Origin of the sequence: Kerstersia gyiorum (assembly GCF_048595715.1) — a bacterium.
Lineage (GTDB): Bacteria > Pseudomonadota > Gammaproteobacteria > Burkholderiales > Burkholderiaceae_B > Kerstersia > Kerstersia gyiorum.
In genome coordinates, this window is sequence record NZ_CP169556.1 from 387,729 (window position 1) to 404,068 (window position 16,340).

General features: G+C 63.8%; 11 protein-coding genes. 4 read left to right on the forward strand and 7 right to left on the reverse strand.

Annotated features, from left to right (window positions below; genetic code table 11):
* Nucleotides 1-20 precede the first annotated feature (20 nt).
* The 5 genes from nadB to def all read right to left on the reverse strand — a co-directional run bounded on the left by nadB (nucleotide 21) and on the right by def (nucleotide 8,101).
* Nucleotides 21-1,631, reverse strand: a complete 1,611-nt coding sequence (gene nadB / locus ACEW7X_RS01705) for an L-aspartate oxidase (protein ID WP_420177525.1) — start codon at nucleotides 1,629-1,631, stop codon at nucleotides 21-23.
* Nucleotides 1,615-2,778, reverse strand: coding sequence for a quinolinate synthase NadA (gene nadA, locus ACEW7X_RS01710; protein WP_415358613.1), 1,164 nt, complete (start codon nucleotides 2,776-2,778; stop codon nucleotides 1,615-1,617). The genes nadB and nadA overlap by 17 nt, the downstream gene beginning before the upstream one ends.
* 82 nt (nucleotides 2,779-2,860) lie before the next feature.
* A complete protein-coding gene (gene nadC / locus ACEW7X_RS01715; RefSeq protein WP_068371237.1) occupies nucleotides 2,861-3,763 on the reverse strand; it encodes a carboxylating nicotinate-nucleotide diphosphorylase in 903 nt (300 codons plus the stop codon).
* A 266-nt stretch (nucleotides 3,764-4,029) separates the two neighbouring features.
* The gene (locus tag ACEW7X_RS01720; RefSeq protein ID WP_253103098.1) at nucleotides 4,030-7,491 is read right to left on the reverse strand and encodes a NahK/ErcS family hybrid sensor histidine kinase/response regulator; all 3,462 of its coding nucleotides are present in this window, start codon (nucleotides 7,489-7,491) and stop codon (nucleotides 4,030-4,032) included.
* A gap of 76 nt (nucleotides 7,492-7,567) precedes the next feature.
* On the reverse strand, nucleotides 7,568-8,101 hold the full coding sequence (def, locus tag ACEW7X_RS01725) for a peptide deformylase (RefSeq protein WP_068371231.1): 534 nt from the start codon (nucleotides 8,099-8,101) through the stop codon (nucleotides 7,568-7,570).
* 323 nt (nucleotides 8,102-8,424) lie between these two features.
* Here def and ACEW7X_RS01730 point away from each other — a divergent pair, with 323 nt between their 5' ends.
* A complete protein-coding gene (locus tag ACEW7X_RS01730) occupies nucleotides 8,425-9,753 on the forward strand; it encodes a tetratricopeptide repeat protein (RefSeq protein ID WP_420177526.1) in 1,329 nt (442 codons plus the stop codon).
* Nucleotides 9,754-10,467: 714 nt separating this feature from the next.
* A complete protein-coding gene (locus ACEW7X_RS01735) occupies nucleotides 10,468-11,244 on the forward strand; it encodes a Crp/Fnr family transcriptional regulator (protein WP_083969600.1) in 777 nt (258 codons plus the stop codon).
* A gap of 24 nt (nucleotides 11,245-11,268) precedes the next feature.
* Here ACEW7X_RS01735 and ACEW7X_RS01740 read toward each other — a convergent pair whose 3' ends face one another.
* Nucleotides 11,269-12,156 carry a LysR family transcriptional regulator gene (locus tag ACEW7X_RS01740; RefSeq protein ID WP_338134559.1) on the reverse strand — a complete coding sequence of 296 codons (888 nt, stop codon included), beginning with the start codon at nucleotides 12,154-12,156 and terminating at the stop codon, nucleotides 11,269-11,271.
* Nucleotides 12,157-12,445: 289 nt separating this feature from the next.
* Between ACEW7X_RS01740 and ACEW7X_RS01745 the strand changes: the two genes are divergently transcribed.
* Nucleotides 12,446-12,925, forward strand: coding sequence for an Lrp/AsnC family transcriptional regulator (locus tag ACEW7X_RS01745; protein WP_068371217.1), 480 nt, complete (start codon nucleotides 12,446-12,448; stop codon nucleotides 12,923-12,925).
* A gap of 141 nt (nucleotides 12,926-13,066) precedes the next feature.
* On the opposite strand, the gene ACEW7X_RS01750 is transcribed toward ACEW7X_RS01745, so the two are convergent.
* On the reverse strand, nucleotides 13,067-14,764 hold the full coding sequence (locus tag ACEW7X_RS01750; protein ID WP_068371214.1) for an alpha-keto acid decarboxylase family protein: 1,698 nt from the start codon (nucleotides 14,762-14,764) through the stop codon (nucleotides 13,067-13,069).
* 402 nt (nucleotides 14,765-15,166) lie between these two features.
* Between ACEW7X_RS01750 and ACEW7X_RS01755 the strand changes: the two genes are divergently transcribed.
* Nucleotides 15,167-16,192, forward strand: a complete 1,026-nt coding sequence (locus ACEW7X_RS01755) for a TRAP transporter substrate-binding protein (protein WP_068371212.1) — start codon at nucleotides 15,167-15,169, stop codon at nucleotides 16,190-16,192.
* Nucleotides 16,193-16,340: the final 148 nt, after the last annotated feature.

Here is a 16,340-nt window from a genome sequence, read left to right on the forward strand (position 1 = left end):
TGCACGCTGCGAGGGGTGTTTCAGGTGCTGCTGTGTTCCAGCGCATGCATCCCTACACTTTCCTGGCGTGCCGAGGCTGCGTCCAGGACCAATCCGGCAACGTCCAGCAGGTTGCGCAGTTCCAGCCAGGCCAGGGACAGCGTTACCGGTCGTGTCGCAGCCAGGAAGGAATGCCGCAGCTGGCCCAATTCCAGGCTGGCCCGCGCCATGCCCGCAGGGGTGCGAAGAATGCCTGCGCCTTGCCACATGAGGTGCTGCAGGGTGCGGCGCGCCTGGGCGCAGCGCGTATCATCCCATGTGCTGTGCGGCGCAGGCTCGGGTATGGCATGGCTTCTCAGAACTGAGCGGCAATGCATGGCCCCGCCAAGCTGGTCGTCAGCCATGTCTGGCGTTCGATTGCCCAAAAGGGCATCGCGTGCGCTGGCGCGCCCCATGACGACGCACTCCAGCAGCGAGTTGCTGGCCAGCCGGTTGGCGCCATGCAGGCCCGTGCTGGCGCATTCACCGATGGCGTAGAGGCCAGGCAGGCTGGTGCGTCCGTTCAGGTCGGTGCGGATGCCGCCGCAGGCATAGTGCGCCAAGGGGGCGACGGGAATGGGTGTCGTGGCGGGGTCTATGCCGTATGAACGGCACAATGCCATGAGGCTGGGGAAATGGCTGGCCAGGAAACCTGGGCTGCGATGGCTGATGTCCAGGTCGACATGGTCCAGCTTGTGGTCTTGCATTTCGCGGTAGATGGCGCGGGCCACGATGTCTCGCGGGGCCAGTTCCGCGCGAGCATCGTGGCGGGGCATAAAGCGGTCGCCGTCAGGCAGGCGCAGCAGCGCGCCTTCGCCGCGCATGGCTTCGGAGATCAGGGGCGTGCGTCCATTCTGCTGGCAATTTTCCACTGCCAGGCCGGTGGGGTGGAACTGGATGAATTCCATGTTTTCGATGACGCACCCTGCGCGCCAGGCCATGGCTACGCCGTCTGCGGTCGCGCCGGCGGGATTGGTGGTACGAGGGTAGAGTTGCCCGCTGCCGCCCGTTGCCAGCATGGTATGCGGTGCCAGCAGAGGCCGGATGGTGCCGCGGTCCAGGTCGATGGCAGTGATGCCCTGGCAGTGTTGATGCTGGCCTGGCTCGGCGATCAATAAGTCTATGGCGGCGTGCCCGCCCAGCACGGTGATACCCGGGTGCCTGGCAATGTGCGGCCAGAGTGCCTCCATCACGGCATGGCCCGTGGCGTCGGCCGCATGCACGATGCGGCGTTGGCTGTGTCCGCCTTCGCGCGTCAGGTGCAGGCAGCCGTTTTCCTGGCTGAATGGCACGCCCATGGCTTGCAGCCAGGCGATGGCCGCGCCTGCTTGCGACAGGATGCCTGTCGTATGGCCGATATCGCAGAGCCCCGCGCCGGCGATTATCGTGTCTTCGACGTGAGCGGCAATGCTGTCATCCTGCGCCAGCACGGCGGCAATCCCCCCTTGGGCATGGTAGCTGGCGCTGTGTTCAGGAGCTTGCTTGAGCACCAGAGCAATGCGCCAGTGCGCAGGCAGGTGCAGTGCGGCAGTGACGCCGGCAAGGCCGCCGCCGACGATGATGGCGTCAAAACGCTGCGGCGCGGTATGGGTAGGTTCAGGCTGCGCCCACATGGCTGTAAAGCTCCATATCTTGTTCGAGGTCGCCGCTGGCCTGCACACGCGCCTGGCGCGCGGCGGCAAAGTCCAGCATGCGGGTGATGGGCAGGCGGGCGGCCTGCGCCAGGGCCGGTTCCAGCGTGATTTCACCCTGGCCGTGTTCCAGCGCGTTGGCCAGGCCTGCCAGGCCGTTCATTGCCATCCAGGGGCAGAAGGCGCAGCTTTTGCAGGCGGCGCTGTTGCCCGCGGTTGGCGCCGCCAGGAAAGTCTTGCCAGGGGCGCGCATGCGCATTTCGTGCAGGATGCCCATGTCTGTGGCGACGATGAAATGCGTGGCGTCCAGTTCGGTCGCCGCCTGGATCAGGCGCGTGGTGGAGCCGACGACATCCGCCTGGCTGACCACCGAGTCTGGTGATTCCGGATGCGCCAGCACTTTCGCGTGCGGGTATTCCTGGCGCAGCGTTTCGAGTTCGAAACCCTTGAACTCATTGTGGACCAGGCATGAGCCCTGCCACAGCACCATGTCGGCACCGGTCTGGCGCTGGATGTAGCTGCCCAGGTGGCGGTCCGGCGCCCACAGGATCTTCTCGCCGCGCGCGTGCAGGCTGGCGACGATATCCAGCCCCACCGAGGAGGTAACCACCCAATCGGCCTGGGCTTTCACGGCGGCGCTGGTATTGGCATAGACAACAACGGTGCGATCCGGGTGCAGTGCGCGGAAGGCGCGGAACTCGTCTGCGGGGCAACCCAGGTCGAGCGAGCAGGTGGCACTCAGGTCGGGCATCAGGATGCGTTTTTCCGGGCTCAGGATGCGCGCAGTCTCGCCCATGAAGCGGACGCCGGCGACAACGATGGTGGCGGCATCGTGGTCGCGGCCGAAGCGCGCCATTTCCAGCGAATCTCCCACGCAGCCGCCGGTTTCCCGGGCGAGATCCTGCAGGTCTGCATCGACATAGTAGTGCGCGACCAGTACGGCATTTTCCCGCTGTAGCAGGGCCTTGATGCGGGTGCGGTAATGCTCGCGCAGGCTGTCATCCAGTGGCGGCGGCACAGTGGCCCAGGCGCTGCGGGTGGAGCAGGCTGAGCCTGCAGCCGGTGCGCTGGCGTGCGTGTCGTAATCGAACCAGCGGCGGAGGGCATCGGGACTGGCGGCAGTTGGCATGGCAGGGTTCCTTTTATGCTCTATGTGAGTATTTATGGGGCGCAGCAGGTGTCCGGCTACGGCCCGACAGCAGGGGCAGGGGTTAGAGGCTATCCAGTCCGATATCCAGCGCACGCACACTGTGCGTCAGCGCGCCGATGGCGATGTAATTGACGCCGGTTGCAGCAATGCTGGCAGCACTGGCTTCCGACACGCCGCCTGAGGCTTCGGTGACGGCGCGTCCGCGTGCCAGGGCAACCGCCTGGCGCAGCGTATCGGTATCCATGTTGTCGAGCAGCACCACGGCGACGTCCAGGTCCAGTGCTTCGCGCAGTTGCGCCAGGGTATCGACCTCGACTTCCAGTGCGGTCAGGTGGCCGGCATGGGCGCGTGCGCGTTCGACGGCGGCTTGCAAGCTGCCGCAGATGGCAATGTGGTTGTCCTTGATGAGGACGGCGTCATCCAGGCCGTAGCGATGGTTGCTGCCGCCGCCGACGCGCACCGCGTATTTCTGCAGGCTGCGCAGTCCAGGCAAGGTTTTGCGAGTGCAATTCACACGCGTGCCGTAGGGGCGTACGGTATCGGCGATGCGCGCCGTGGCGCTGGCGATGCCGCTCAAGTGGCTGAGGTAGTTCAGCGCTGTGCGTTCCGCACCGAGCAGGGCGCGGGCCGGGCCGTGTATGAGCGCGATGGTGTCGCCGGGTGCCAGGTGCGTGCCGTCGGCCATGGCGGGCTCGAAGTGGATGCGGCCGTCCATGAGTTCGAACGCCAGGCGGGCCGCATCTAGGCCGGCCAGCACGCCGGATTCGCGTGCGCGCAGGGCCAGCCGGGCTTCGGTGTCGGCCGGGATGATGGCATCGCTGGTGATATCGCCGCGCCGGCCCAGGTCTTCCAGCAAGGCGGCGCGCACCTGCGGTTCCAGGATGAGCCGTGGCAGAGGTGGCGCAGGCCAGGCGTCGGCCGCCGCAGCGGCATTGGGGGTGGAGGCGATAGATTTGCTCTCCATGAGCATTATCCTTGCGAAAAAAGTCGTGGAACGCAGAATGCACAGCCAGGGCATAGGCCATCCGGGCCGCCACACGCAGGCATGGCCCCGGCGTTGTTGCGACGCTGTGGGTAGCGTTGCTGCGGCGAGGCATGACGCGGTGCCAAGACCGGCCCAGGGGGGCGGACGGATCGTTGTCAGACTGTTATTCTGCTCGTGAGCATAAGTTTTATTCTTTAATTGAGCATAAGTAAAGTCCGGGTTTCCCCGGGGCGTGTGCCATGTGGCTAGGGAGAGACAGCCCCGGCGCGGGCGGCCTTGAGCTGGGCTGCCAGGTAGGCACGCAAGGAGGCAGGCTTTACTGGTTTGGTCAGAACATGGTAGCCCCGCGTCCGGGCCAGCTGCTTGAGCGTATCGCTGCCGTCGGCAGTCAGCAGCGCGCCCCGTACGCCCGGCCGCAATGCGCGCAGTGCGTCCAGGGTGTCGAGCCCGTCCAGGCGGTCGTGCAAGTGATAGTCCACCAGCAGCACGTCGGGGGCATGGGCCATGGCAGCCAGCGCTTCGTCTACCGTGGTGGCGCAGTCTATGTCTATCTGCCAGCGCTGCAGCAGGGCGCGCATGCCTTCGAGGATATCGGGGTCGTTATCCACGCACAGCACTTTCAGGCCGGCGACATTGCTGGCATCCGGCGCCTGTCCTGCGGGCCTGGCCAGGTGGGCGGCATCGGGCGCCGGCGCCGCGACACGCGGCACGGCAATGGAAAACATGCTGCCGCGCCCGACGATGGAGCGCGCGTCCAGCGCATGGCCCAGCAGCAGGGAAATGCGCTGGCAGATGGAAAGCCCCAGGCCCAGGCCACGGCCGTCCCAGTCGAAGGGCTGTTCGTAGCGGTGGAATTCTTCGTAGATCTGGCGCAGATGGTGCGAGGGAATGCCAGGGCCGGTATCCCAGACCTGGAACACGATGCTGTCGCCGCGCTGGCGGGCGGTGAGCAGGATGCGGCCCTGGCGGGTATAGCGCAAGGCGTTGGCGAGGAAATTCTGCAGCACGCGCCGCAACAGGCGCTGGTCGCTGCGCACATAATGCGAGCGCGCGTGCAGCCGGAGTTCCAGCCCCCGGCCCTGGGCCATCGGCGCATACTGTTCGACCAGTTGGCGCATCAGGATGCCGGCGTCGAATACCGTGACATCCGGCCGCAGGGCGCCGGCATCCAGGCGCGATACATCCAGCAGACCGTCAAGCAATTCCTCGGCGGCACGCAGCGAGGTATCGACGCGCTCGGCGAGGTGCTTTTGTTCGGCTGCCTGGTCAGAGGCCCGTAGCGCCGACGCGAACAGCCGTGCGGCATTGATGGGTTGCAGCACGTCATGGCTGACGGCGGTGAGGAAGCGGGTGCGAGACTCCTGGGCCTGTTCAGCCTCGCGGGTGCGTTCGGCCACCCGCTGTTCCAGGTTTTCGTTCATTTCGCGCAACTCGCCTTCCACGTGCTTATAGGCGCTGATGTCGCTGTAGGTGGTGACATAGCCGCCGGCAGGCAGGGGGCGGCCACGCAGTTCCAGCACTTGCCCGGTTTCCAGCACGCGCTGGAAGATATGCGGTGAACCGGCACGCATGAACGCAATGCGCTTGTCGATTTCCTGTTCGATATCCAGGCGCGAGGCCGGGCCGAGCTTGCCGTTCTCCACATTGAAGCGAATCAGGTCGGCCACAGGACGGCCGACGTACAGCATGTCCGCCGGATAGCCGAACAGCTGGAGATAGCGCTTGTTCCAGGCCACCAGGCGCATTTCCGCATCTACCACGCTCACGCCCTGGTCAATGTTTTCCAGGGTGGCCAGCAGGATCTCGCGGTTGAACCGCAGCGCCGGCCCGGCTTCGTCGAGGATTGCGACGATGGCCGTGATCTCCATGCCCGAGCCTTCCAGCGCCGTGGTCATCAGCAGGCGTGCGGAGGCCGCCCCGACGGCGGCCGCCAACAGCAGTTCGGTGGTGTGTATCCACGCTGCATCGGCGGGCAGTCCGGGCGCCAGCGTCAGGCCGCGTTGGCGCGCCTGTTCCTCGAAGGCCTTCTGGGCGGCAGGTTCGCCGATGATGCGGCCAGCCAGGACTTGCAGGTCGGTGACTTGCAGGTTGCCGCGCCACTGACTGGGCGCCTGGGCACGGTGTTCCGCATAGGGATTGAGGAAAGGCTCGGCGCGCAGGCGTTCGGCCAGGCCCGGCGGCCAGCGCATGGACACCAGTAGCATGGTCAGCCCGTTGAGCAGCAGGGACCAGAACGTGCCGTGGGTCAGCGGGTCCCAGCCGGTACTGCCGAACAGGTGCTGCGGGCGCAGCCAGAGCAGGCCGAACAGGCCGTCGCGCATCCAGGCCGGGTCCAGCCAGCCGCTTTCGGTCAGGCTGGGCAGCAGCAGCGTGTAGGTCCAGATGCCAAAGCCCACCAGCAGCCCGGCTTCCACGCCTCGGCGGCTGGTGCCGCTCCAGTAAAGCCCGCCCACCAGGCCGGGACCGAACTGGGCCACGGCGGCAAAGGCCATCAGGCCGAAGGAGGCCAGCGCGGTATCGCTGCCGCTGGCCCGGTAGTAGCCATAGGCCAGCGAGGCCATGAAAAAGATGCCGACGCGCCGCACCCACAGTACCGTACCGGCAACGTTGCGTTCCAGCGATCCGGCACGGCGGCGGCGCAGCAGGATGGGCATGATCAGGTCATTGCTGATCATGGTCGACAGCGCGACGCTGGCCACGATGACCATGCCGGTGGCGGCAGAAAAACCGCCGATATATGCCACCAGTGCCAGTGCGGCATTGTTCTGCGCCAGCGGCAGCGCAAGCACGAAGCTGTCGGGCGCGGCCGTATCGCTGAAGCCGAAGAGCGCAGCGCCGGCGCTGGCAATCGGCAGCACCATCAGGCAGACGATGACCAGATAGCCGCCGAACCACCAGCGCGCGCGCCGGATGTCGGCCACATCGCCGCATTCGACGATGGCGACGTGGAACTGGCGCGGCAGGCAGATCATGGCTGCGAAAGCCAGCAAGGTCTGGCCCACGAAGCCGATGGGCGGGCGGTCCAGCAGGGTCTGGGTGGCCTGGACCAGGCTGGTGCCGCTGCCGGAAAACCAGAGAATGGAAAAGACGCCGATGGTGATCAGCGCGATGAGTTTGACCAGTGATTCGAAGGCTACGGCCAGGATCAGGCCGGGGCGGTGCTCGGTCGCATCGACCTTGCGCGTGCCGAACATCACGGAGAACACCGCCATCAGGATGGCGACATACAGTGCCGGATCACCCAACAGGCTGGCGTCGCGGGCGGGCCCGGTCAAGACATCCAGGCTCAGCGCCACCGCTTTGTACTGCAGGGCCTGATAGGGCACGGCCGCCAGCAGGGCAATGATCGCCACCAGCGCAGCCAGGCGTTGCGAACGGCCGTAGCGGCTGGCAATGAAGTCGGAAATGGATACCGTGTTCTGCGAGCGCGCAATGAGCGCCAGGCGTTCCATGATGCGCCAGCCGAACAGCATCATCAGGAATGGCCCGAGATAGATGGGCAGATAGCCTATCCCGTAGCGCACGGCTGAACCGACCGCGCCATAGAAGGTCCAGGACGAGCAATAGACTGCCAGCGCCAGGCTGTAGACCGCCGGCCGCAGCCAGGGCCGCTGCGGATAGAGCGGATAGCGGTCGCCAGCCCAGGCGACCGCGAACAGCAGCGCGGCATAGCCTAGCGAGACCAGCAAAACCCAGGCTGGCAGCATTGTCGTGTCATCCTTTCCGGCCAGGGGCCGATGCCTGCGTGGCGTGCTTCAGGGCATGGCCGGGCGCAACAGTGTGTCAGGCCCTGCCGGTCTGGCTGCGTTCCGGAAACAGCACGTCGGTATAGCCGAACAGGCCGAAATCCTGGATGCGTGACGGGTACAAGCGGCCGATCAGGTGGTCGTATTCGTGTTGCACGACACGCGCATGGAAGCCTTCCGCGGTACGGCTGATTTCCTCGCCTTCAGGGGTATAGCCGGTGTAACGAATGGCACGGTAGCGCGGCACCACTCCACGCAGGCCCGGGATGGACAGGCAGCCTTCCCAGCCGTCCTCGGTTTCTTCCGTCAGCGGTTCGATGATGGGGTTGCACAGCGCCGTGCGCGGCACGGCCGGGGCATCCGGATAACGTTCGCTGTGCTCGAAGCCGAAGACCATCAGCTGCAGGCTGACGCCGATCTGCGGCGCAGCCAGCCCGACGCCATCCGCGCTGTCCATGGTTTCGAACATATCGGCCACCAGCGCCAGCAGTTCCGGCGTGGAAAAGTGTTCGATGGGTTCCGCAATCTGCAGCAGCAGCGGGTCTCCCATCTTCAGAATCTCGCGAATCATCGTCGTTCTCCTGATCCGTTGGCCAGGCCATGGTGCCAAGCACCGGGTTCTGGCAGATATTTCATTCTGACATGCCTGGCGGGCCTAGGGCCAGACATCCCGGCGGATTTTCCGCGCCTCGTTGTCCGCGCGGACTGTGCAGGGCATTCCGGGGGGGCAGGCTCTATTGTAGGGAAAGGGTTGGGGGCGGGCAGGGTCATGATCCAGAAATAAATATCTATATCAATCGTCTTTTTGTCTAAACTTCGAGTCTGTACGTCGCTGACGCGGTCAGCTGTGGCGTTTTCTGGCATATGTGCCATCTCGACGGACCGGATTGATCCATGAACATCAACATCAAACATTTGCTGGGAGCTTGCCTGCTGGCTTGGGCGGGAACGGCGGCACAGGCCGCAACGGACGACTGGAAGACCCAGTACGACGAAGCCATCAAACAATATCAGGCGCAGGATCTCGCGGGCGCGGAAAAAGCCGCGCGCGCATCGCTGAAGATCGCCGAGTCGGGCAAGGGCAATACCAAGCCCTATATGGCGAGCAGCCTGAATCTGCTGGCCATGATCCATGGCGAGCGTGGCGAGTACGACAAGGCGATCGAATTGCAGAAGCGTTCGCTGGAGTTGAGTGAACAGTCGCTGGGCAAGCACACCAATACGGCTTCGCTGGCCTATAACCTGGGCAATACGCTAGACGGCCAAGGCCGTGGCGAAGAGGCGCTGACTTACTACAAGCGCGGCCTGGATATCGTGTCCGGCTTGCCGGCGGATGCACAGAACAATACGCTCAAGGCGAATCTGAATGCCGCACTGGGCCGTGTGTATGCGGCGCAAGGCAACCAGGCCGAGGCCGAGCGCTATACCAGCGCCCTGCTGGCATCCTCGGTGGAACTGCCGCCGCTGGTACGCGCCGACGGGCTGACGCGCCAGGCGCGGGTGCAGGAATCCCGCGGGGACGTGGCGGCGGCGCGTGCGGCACTGGAAGAAGCCTTGCAATTGCGGCGCCAGGCCTTGGGCGACAACGATATCGTGGTAGCGCAAAGCCAGGGCGAACTGGCCGCATTGCTGAATCGCCAGGGGCTCAATGATGAAGCCGAACCGTTGCACCGCGCCGCGCTGGCGCTGCGCGAACGCCTCAACCCGGAAGACCCGGGCATTGCCGGGCATTTGAATGAACTGGCGATCTGGCACATGAGCCGCAAGGAATATGCCGAAGCGGAACCTCTGTTGGCGCGCGCGCTGGCGCTGGTGCAGCGCGGGCAGGGGGCGGACAGCCTGGCTGCTGCGCACTTGCTGTCGAGCCAGGCACGCCTGCGCGAAGAGCAGAACGATGAAGCCGGCGCCAGCGCCCTGTACCAGCAGGCGCTTGACGCCTATGCTACCCATGGCAATGAGGCGGACGCCCTGCTGGGCCAGGCGCAGATTCTGAACAATATGGCCGGGCCGATCTACCGCAAGCGCCGCTTTGCCGAAGCCGAGAAACTGTTCCTGCAATCGCTGGCGCTTTCCGAACAGGTCTTGGGCACGGAAGATGCCCGCCTGCTGCCGGTATTGGAAAACCTGCATGCCTTGTGCGTCAGCCAGGGCCGCAGTGCGGATGCCGCCGGCTATGCCCAGCGCATCGAAGCGCTCAAGTCCGCTTCAGGCAGCGCAGGCTGAGGCACGCTGTTTTCGCCTCTCGCACAGGGGTATGGGGATACCTCTGTGCGCATAATAACTAGTTCAGGGGAGGCCTGAACATTTTTTAATTATTAAACGCAAAATCCGTGCGCTGGCGCTGATTTATTGAATCAGCACAGTGTTATATTCGAAAAAAGCTCACTATCGTCTTGCATCTCCACGTATTTCTGTGGGCAGAAAGATAGTAATCAGCGTGGATGATGCCATGTTGGTGGGATGAAAAAACATGGCGTTTGTACCAGAATTGTTTCTGGTGCGGCGGGTAGTCCGGGGGGCTCAAGTGCCCGTTACGCAGTGCGTTAGAAAACGAAGCGATGAAAGATTTTGCGAATTATCGGGGATTGGTTGCGCGCCCTCACAACGAGGTTGCCGTGTCGGCCATGCGTGGCTATCCGGTGTGGTCGGGCCACCGCCAGCGCTGATGCCAGCGTTGGTGCAGCAATGGCGACATGCCCTTGCCTGCATGGAAAAACGGTGCGGCGTCCGGTTGCATTAAGGAATGTCTGTATATCAATTTGATGCCAGCACGTGGCGGTAACCCACCGTTGCGGCTGCTGTATCGTTCGTGGATGCGTTCCTGGGCGGTCTGTCTGGCTGTTCATGGCCAGTTTCGTGTCAATTCGTCCGGCATATCACGTCGCGTGATTGCAGGATCAACGAAAAATCCTGTTTCGAAGACTCAATCCATTCTCTATGAGTAACGTACGCGTGCGAGAGCCTGCCATGACGCTATGGCGACGAAAAGATACGGATTTTTTCGCGGGTGGCAGCGCCAGCGCGCGGTCCGCCTTCCAGGCCCAGGCCCAGCGCCTGGTTTTTCGTGGCAGAGAACCGGTGGCGTCTGATGGCGCACAGGTATTCCTGCTTGAGCAGGGCCGGATCAAGCTGCGCCGCCTGCTAACTGATGGAACGACCCCGGTGTATGGATTCTGCCTGCCTGGCGATATCTTCGGCGCGATCGGGGCCGCGCAGCAGGCGGACGATGACAGGCAGGCCATCCTTGGTACGGCTGTCGGCACGTGCCAGGTGAGCGCGGTGCCGCGCGAGGTTTTTCTTGCCTTGCTGGAATCCGTCCCGCGTTTGCGGCAGAATGCCGCTGCCCTGATGGGAGAGCGCCTGCGGCAGGCAACGGAACTGGCCAGCGTGGCCAGGATGGCCCGTGCCGATGTCAGGCTGGCGGTGACCTTGCTGGTCTGCGCACGCCAGTGCGGTCGCACGGTGGAAGATGGCGTATTGTTGGATTTCCCCATGACGCGTCAGGACTTTTCCGATATGACGGGCGTGGGGTGGCATCGGCTGACGCGGGTATTCCAGCAGTTCGAAAGCCAGGGCTGGATACGCGTGTACCAGCGGCGGCTGCTGATGATCGACCCGGTCGCGCTGGCGCAGCTGGCAGGCCAGGCCCAGGCGGAAATTGCCCTGGGAAGCGGCATGGCGCTCTCCTGGCCCGTGCCGTGGTCGGTGCAGTGACGGCACTGCCATCCGAATAGGGAATCAGGTGGCGAGCCAGGGCGGATCACGCAGTGCGTCCGCGAGGAAATCCCGCAATAGTTGAACTTTGAGCGGCAGCAGCGTGCGGGTCGGGTAGACGGCATGTACGTTGATAGTGCCGGCTTGCCATTGCGGCATCAGTTCCACCAGATCGCCGCGTTGCAGCGCGCCATGGCTGAGGAAATCCGGTTGCAGGATCACGCCCTGGCCGGCCAGCGCCAGCGCCAGGCAGGTGGCGCCACTGTTGGCATGGGCGCGCGGCTGCACTCGCAGGCCGGCGCGTCGGCCGTCCTCATGCAAGAAACGCCATTCATCGCCATGTGATGAGTAGCTGTAGCCAATAATGGCGTGCTGGGCCAGGGCTTGCGGCTCTTCTGGCACACCGTGCCGTTCCAGGTAGGCGGGCGCGGCGCACAGCACCATGCGCGTCCGGGCCAGGGGGCGGGCAACCAGTCCGGACGAGGTGAGATTGCCGATGCGCACCACCAGGTCGTAGCCTTCCTCGATCAGGTCGACGACGCGGTCCGACAGCACGATATCCAGCTCAACCTGCGGGTTGAGCGCCATGAAGCGGGCCCACAGCGGCGCCAGGTGAAGGATGCCGAAGTCATGCGGCGCACCGATGCGCAGCCGGCCATGGGCCTGTGCCGCGCGTGTACCGGCCTCGTCTTCTGCCTCGCGCACTGCCGCCAGCACTTCCTTGCAGCGCAGGTAGTAGAGCCGTCCTTCATCGGTCAGTGACAGGCGGCGCGTCGTACGGTGCAGCAGCCGTACGCCCAGGTATTGTTCCAGGTCAGCCACCTGCCGGGAAACCGCTGGCTTGGAGAGGCCAGTGGCGTCCATGGCGCCGACAAAACTGCCGGCATCCACGACGGCGACGAAGGTATTCATGGCCTGGAGTCTATCCATGGGGGCTCGCGCAGACAGGAAAATGAGGGGATATCTCCGTGGATTTTATGCTGGAAGACGGGGTTATCCCTGATTCTGGCGGTATTTGTGCCACTTTGCGGGTAATTTGCAGGTCCGGCCTGCCCATGCGGGTATCCTGCATGATTTAGAATTTCCATGGCATGCCCGTCCTAGGCGGTTCCCGAACTGGACGCTGGCCATGTATCAGAGGCGTGGCGCTCGGGCGACGGTTGCGTTTCTTGGCACTCATTTCAAACCCAAGTGGAAATCAATGCAGCTTGATAAAGCGGATCTGGGCATTCTTAGGCTTTTGCAGGAAAACGCGAGGTCTTCCTTCGATGTACTGGCAGCGGAAGTCGGGCTATCGTCCTCGGCTGTGCTGCGGCGCGTGAAACGCCTGGAGTCAGAGGGCCTGATCAAGGGCTACCGCGCCGTGATCAACGCGGAGGCAGCCGGTATTGGCCTGATGGCCTATGTCAACGTGCGGCTGGAAAAACAGGTGGGTGCGGCCCAGGTCGGCCCCAAGGAAATGTTCCAGGCATCCGTGCAGTCCTGGCCTGAGGTCGTGGAGTGCGTGTCGCTGACGGGGGAAATGGACTTTCTGCTGCGCGTGGCGGTACGCGACATGAATCATTTTTCGCGCTTCATTTCCGACAAGGTCCTGCACCACGAAAGCGTGCGCGACTGCCGCTCCAGTTTCGTCATGGAGTGGGTCAAGGAAAACAACGGCCTGCCGCTGGAAGAAGCCTGATCTTCCGGGCGCAGGGCCCGGAAGATCAGCAAAAGAAATACCAGCGTATCAAGCCTTGCCGGCATTCCGGAGAGACAGCCCCTTGCGGGGCTGGAGAGGAACAACTCGGGGCAGCAGCGCAAGCGCGCTGCTGCAGGATGCTCAGGCCGTGACCGCAGTTTGCGGTTGGCGTTGCGGGCCCAGCGGGCCGTAGTCGAATTCGGCGGTGGCCGGGCCGAACTTCTTCAGGCCTTCGGGCGCGTCGAAGGGGTCCAGGTGCAGTTCCACGAACACCAGGCGGCCGTCGGTGTGTTCGGCCTGTTGCAATACCTGCTCCAGTTCGGTTTCCGTGCGTGCCGACAGGGTAAGGTATTTGTCCTGGCCTGCGAAAACGCCCGGCAATGCCTGGTAGTCCCAGTTGGCGACATCGTTGTAGGCGTCGCGCATGCCCAGGATGAAGCGTTCGATCGTATAGCCCCGGTTGTTCACCAGGAAAATGATGGGCTTCTGTTCGTAGCGCAGCAGCGTGGACAGTTCCTGTGCCGTCAGTTGGAAGGAACCATCGCCGATGAACAGCAGGTGGCGTCGTTCCGGCGCGGCCATGCAGGTGCCGAGCATGGCAGGCAGGGTGTGGCCGATGGCGCCCCAGATGCTGGCATTGATATAGCTGACCTGTTCAGGCAGCGATTGCGGCATCAGGCCGATGTTCGACGTGCCGGCCTCGGCGACCACCACGTCGCCGGCGCGCACGAAGCGCGCAATGCGTGGCCACAGGCGGGCCTGGCTCAGCGGGGCATCCGTGGCGGGGCTGGGCGCAGCCAGGCGCGGCGCCTGGCCTTCAGGCACGGCAGCTGGCGAATTGGCCAGGGCGGCCTTCAGGGCCTGCAGCAGGTCGCGCGGCTCGACGGCGTAATAGGCCGTTCCTTCGATTTCGACCGAGTGGCCGAACAGGCGGATGGCGCCCTTGCTGGGCAGCTGCGCCGTGAACAGGCCGGAATTGCCCTCGATGAAGCGGGGCGATACATACAGCAGACAATCCGAATTTTCGATCAGTTCGCGCGTGGCGGGGGCCGAGTTGCGGCCGCCGTACAGGCCGCGCGAAAGCGGATGGGTTTCGGGCAGAACCGCCTTGCCGCTACCCAGGGCCGCATAAGGCGTGCCAGTGGCCGTGGCGAAGTCCAGCAGGGCGCCGGCATAGCCGTAGCGGTCCGCATCCATATCTACCAGGATGGCCGGTTGCTGGGCTTCGTTCCAGATCGTCAGGATATGGCGGACCGCCGCTTCCAGGCGCGCCTCGTCATTCTTCGCGCGCGGCTGCAGCGGGGCGGCGGGCGCGTCGATGACGACGTGGGACACATCGGACGGCAATTGCAGATAGACCGGCTTCTTTTCCATCAGGCAGGCCGTCAGTACGCGGTCAATTTCGATGACGGCGTTTTCCGGCGTCAGGCGGGCCTGGGCAACCGTGAACTGCTGCAGGCAGATCATCACATCGTCGTAATTGCCTTCGGCCAGCGTGTGATGCAGCGCCAGGTTGCGGCGCATCGCATGTAGCGGCGGCGCGCCGGTGATGCACACCATCGGGATGTGTTCCGTGGCCGCGCCGGCAATGCCGCAGATCGCGCTCAGGTCGCCGACGCCGTAGGTCGTCAGTAGCGCAGAGACGCCGCGCAGGCGCGCATACCCATCAGCAGCATAAGCTGCGTTGAGTTCATTGCAGCAGCCGACGAATTCCACGCTGCCGTCATTTTGCAGCTGGTCGAGAAATTGCAGGTTGTAGTCGCCCGGCACACCGAACATATGTTCGATGCCAAGTTCACGTAGGCGGCGAATCAGGAAGTCTCCGACGGTGGTTTGCATGGATAGTCCTTGTTGTTCTGAGTAAAGCCCTGCGCTGGCAGGCGGGCCGTCCAGGCGTCTGTCTCCTGGTATGCGCAGATTATAAGCATCAAAACACGCTGTTGTGCAATAATCGGTCTTATAAATTGGTTGCATTGCGGCATAACTGCGTATTATTGGTTGTGCGTGCAGTAATGGTGTGAATTGAGGGAAGCGTTGCGACAGGGGCGGGGAGGCCCGGCGCAATGCTTGCCGATAGCCGGAAAACCGCCGCCTGCCTGGTGCGTGGCGGTGCTTCAACCGATGTCCGGGCGGCTATTTCACTAGTAACTTATTATCAACAGCGTTATGCTGCGGCGCACACTTTTGTTTGGAACAGTGGCACAGCGCGTCGTAGCGAACCACTATCTGGAGACAGCAGTCATGAAACTACTCAGCAAGGCAGCCGGTGTTTGCGCCGTGACGTTCATTGCGGCCGCGCCGGTTCAGGCGCAGGATGTCACCCTGAAAATTGCGCACTTCCTGCCTTCGAATTCGAATGCACAGGTCAACGTCATCGAACCCTGGTGCGAACAGCTGGGTGCGGAATCGAATGGCCGGATCAAATGCCAGATCTATCCGTCGCTGCAACTGGGCGGCACGGCGGCCACCCTGCCGGACCAGGCACGCAACGGCGTGGCTGATATCGTCTGGATGGGGCCGGGCTTCTCCACCGGCAAGTTCCCGCGTACCGAAGTGCTGGAACTGCCCTTCATCCTGCCCACGGGGAATGAAGCCAGCAACAAGCTGATCTGGCAGTTCTACAACGACCACCTCAAGGACGAGTACAAGGCCTATGAAGTGCTGGCCATGTTCACTGGCGGCGGCATGGACCTGCACATGCGTAACCAGCCGGTGCGCAAGCTGGAAGATATCAAAGGCAAGAAGGTGCGGGCCTCGCATCGCGTTGGCGCCAATATCCTGGAAGCCTGGGGCGCTGCACCAGTGAGCATGCCGCCGGCCCAAATGACGGAAGCCATTTCCAAGGGCGTGGTGGATGGCGCGCTGGCGTCGTGGGAAGTGGTGCCCTCGACCAAGCTGGATGAAGTGACGCAGTACCACAGCGCCATTGCCGAAGGTGATCCTGCCATCAGCCATACGATCCTGGCGATGGTGATGAACAAGCGCAAGTACGACCAGATGCCGGCTGACCTGCGCGAGATCCTCGACCGCAACAGCGGCGACGCGCTGGTGCAGCGTTTCGGTGTGGCCTGGGACAAGTTCACGCGTGATGCCAAGGCGGCATCGGCACCGGGCAGCCTGGTCGACATCGCACCGGAAGACTACGCCGCGCTGCAACAGGCCGCCGCGAGCGTGTCGGACGATTGGGTCAAGGACGCGACGCGCCGCGGTATCAATGCGGCTGAACTGCTGGAAGCGGCCCGGAATCTGAGTACGCCGGCACAGTAAGCAAGGCAGCCGCGCCACTGCTGCCAGTCAATGGCAGTTGCTGGCAGCAACCGGTGAAATGGCACCGGCCCCAGGGGAAATACTCCCTGGGGCCGGTTTTTTTATCGCTGAGGAACCCGTCGCCGTGTGCATGGCGGCAGGTTCCGGC

What these genes read in the sequence shown, in the direction of transcription:
- def (WP_068371231.1), bottom strand. Translation starts at nt 8,101, where the DNA reads ATGATTCGCGAGATTCTGAAGATGGGAGACCCGCTGCTGCTGCAGATT.
- ACEW7X_RS01735 (WP_083969600.1), top strand. Translation starts at nt 10,468, where the DNA reads ATGAGTAACGTACGCGTGCGAGAGCCTGCCATGACGCTATGGCGACGA.
- ACEW7X_RS01730 (WP_420177526.1), top strand. Translation starts at nt 8,425, where the DNA reads ATGAACATCAACATCAAACATTTGCTGGGAGCTTGCCTGCTGGCTTGG.
- ACEW7X_RS01740 (WP_338134559.1), bottom strand. Translation starts at nt 12,156, where the DNA reads ATGAATACCTTCGTCGCCGTCGTGGATGCCGGCAGTTTTGTCGGCGCC.
- nadA (WP_415358613.1), bottom strand. Translation starts at nt 2,778, where the DNA reads ATGCCAACTGCCGCCAGTCCCGATGCCCTCCGCCGCTGGTTCGATTAC.
- ACEW7X_RS01720 (WP_253103098.1), bottom strand. Translation starts at nt 7,491, where the DNA reads ATGCTGCCAGCCTGGGTTTTGCTGGTCTCGCTAGGCTATGCCGCGCTG.
- ACEW7X_RS01745 (WP_068371217.1), top strand. Translation starts at nt 12,446, where the DNA reads ATGCAGCTTGATAAAGCGGATCTGGGCATTCTTAGGCTTTTGCAGGAA.
- nadB (WP_420177525.1), bottom strand. Translation starts at nt 1,631, where the DNA reads ATGTGGGCGCAGCCTGAACCTACCCATACCGCGCCGCAGCGTTTTGAC.
- ACEW7X_RS01750 (WP_068371214.1), bottom strand. Translation starts at nt 14,764, where the DNA reads ATGCAAACCACCGTCGGAGACTTCCTGATTCGCCGCCTACGTGAACTT.
- nadC (WP_068371237.1), bottom strand. Translation starts at nt 3,763, where the DNA reads ATGGAGAGCAAATCTATCGCCTCCACCCCCAATGCCGCTGCGGCGGCC.
- ACEW7X_RS01755 (WP_068371212.1), top strand. Translation starts at nt 15,167, where the DNA reads ATGAAACTACTCAGCAAGGCAGCCGGTGTTTGCGCCGTGACGTTCATT.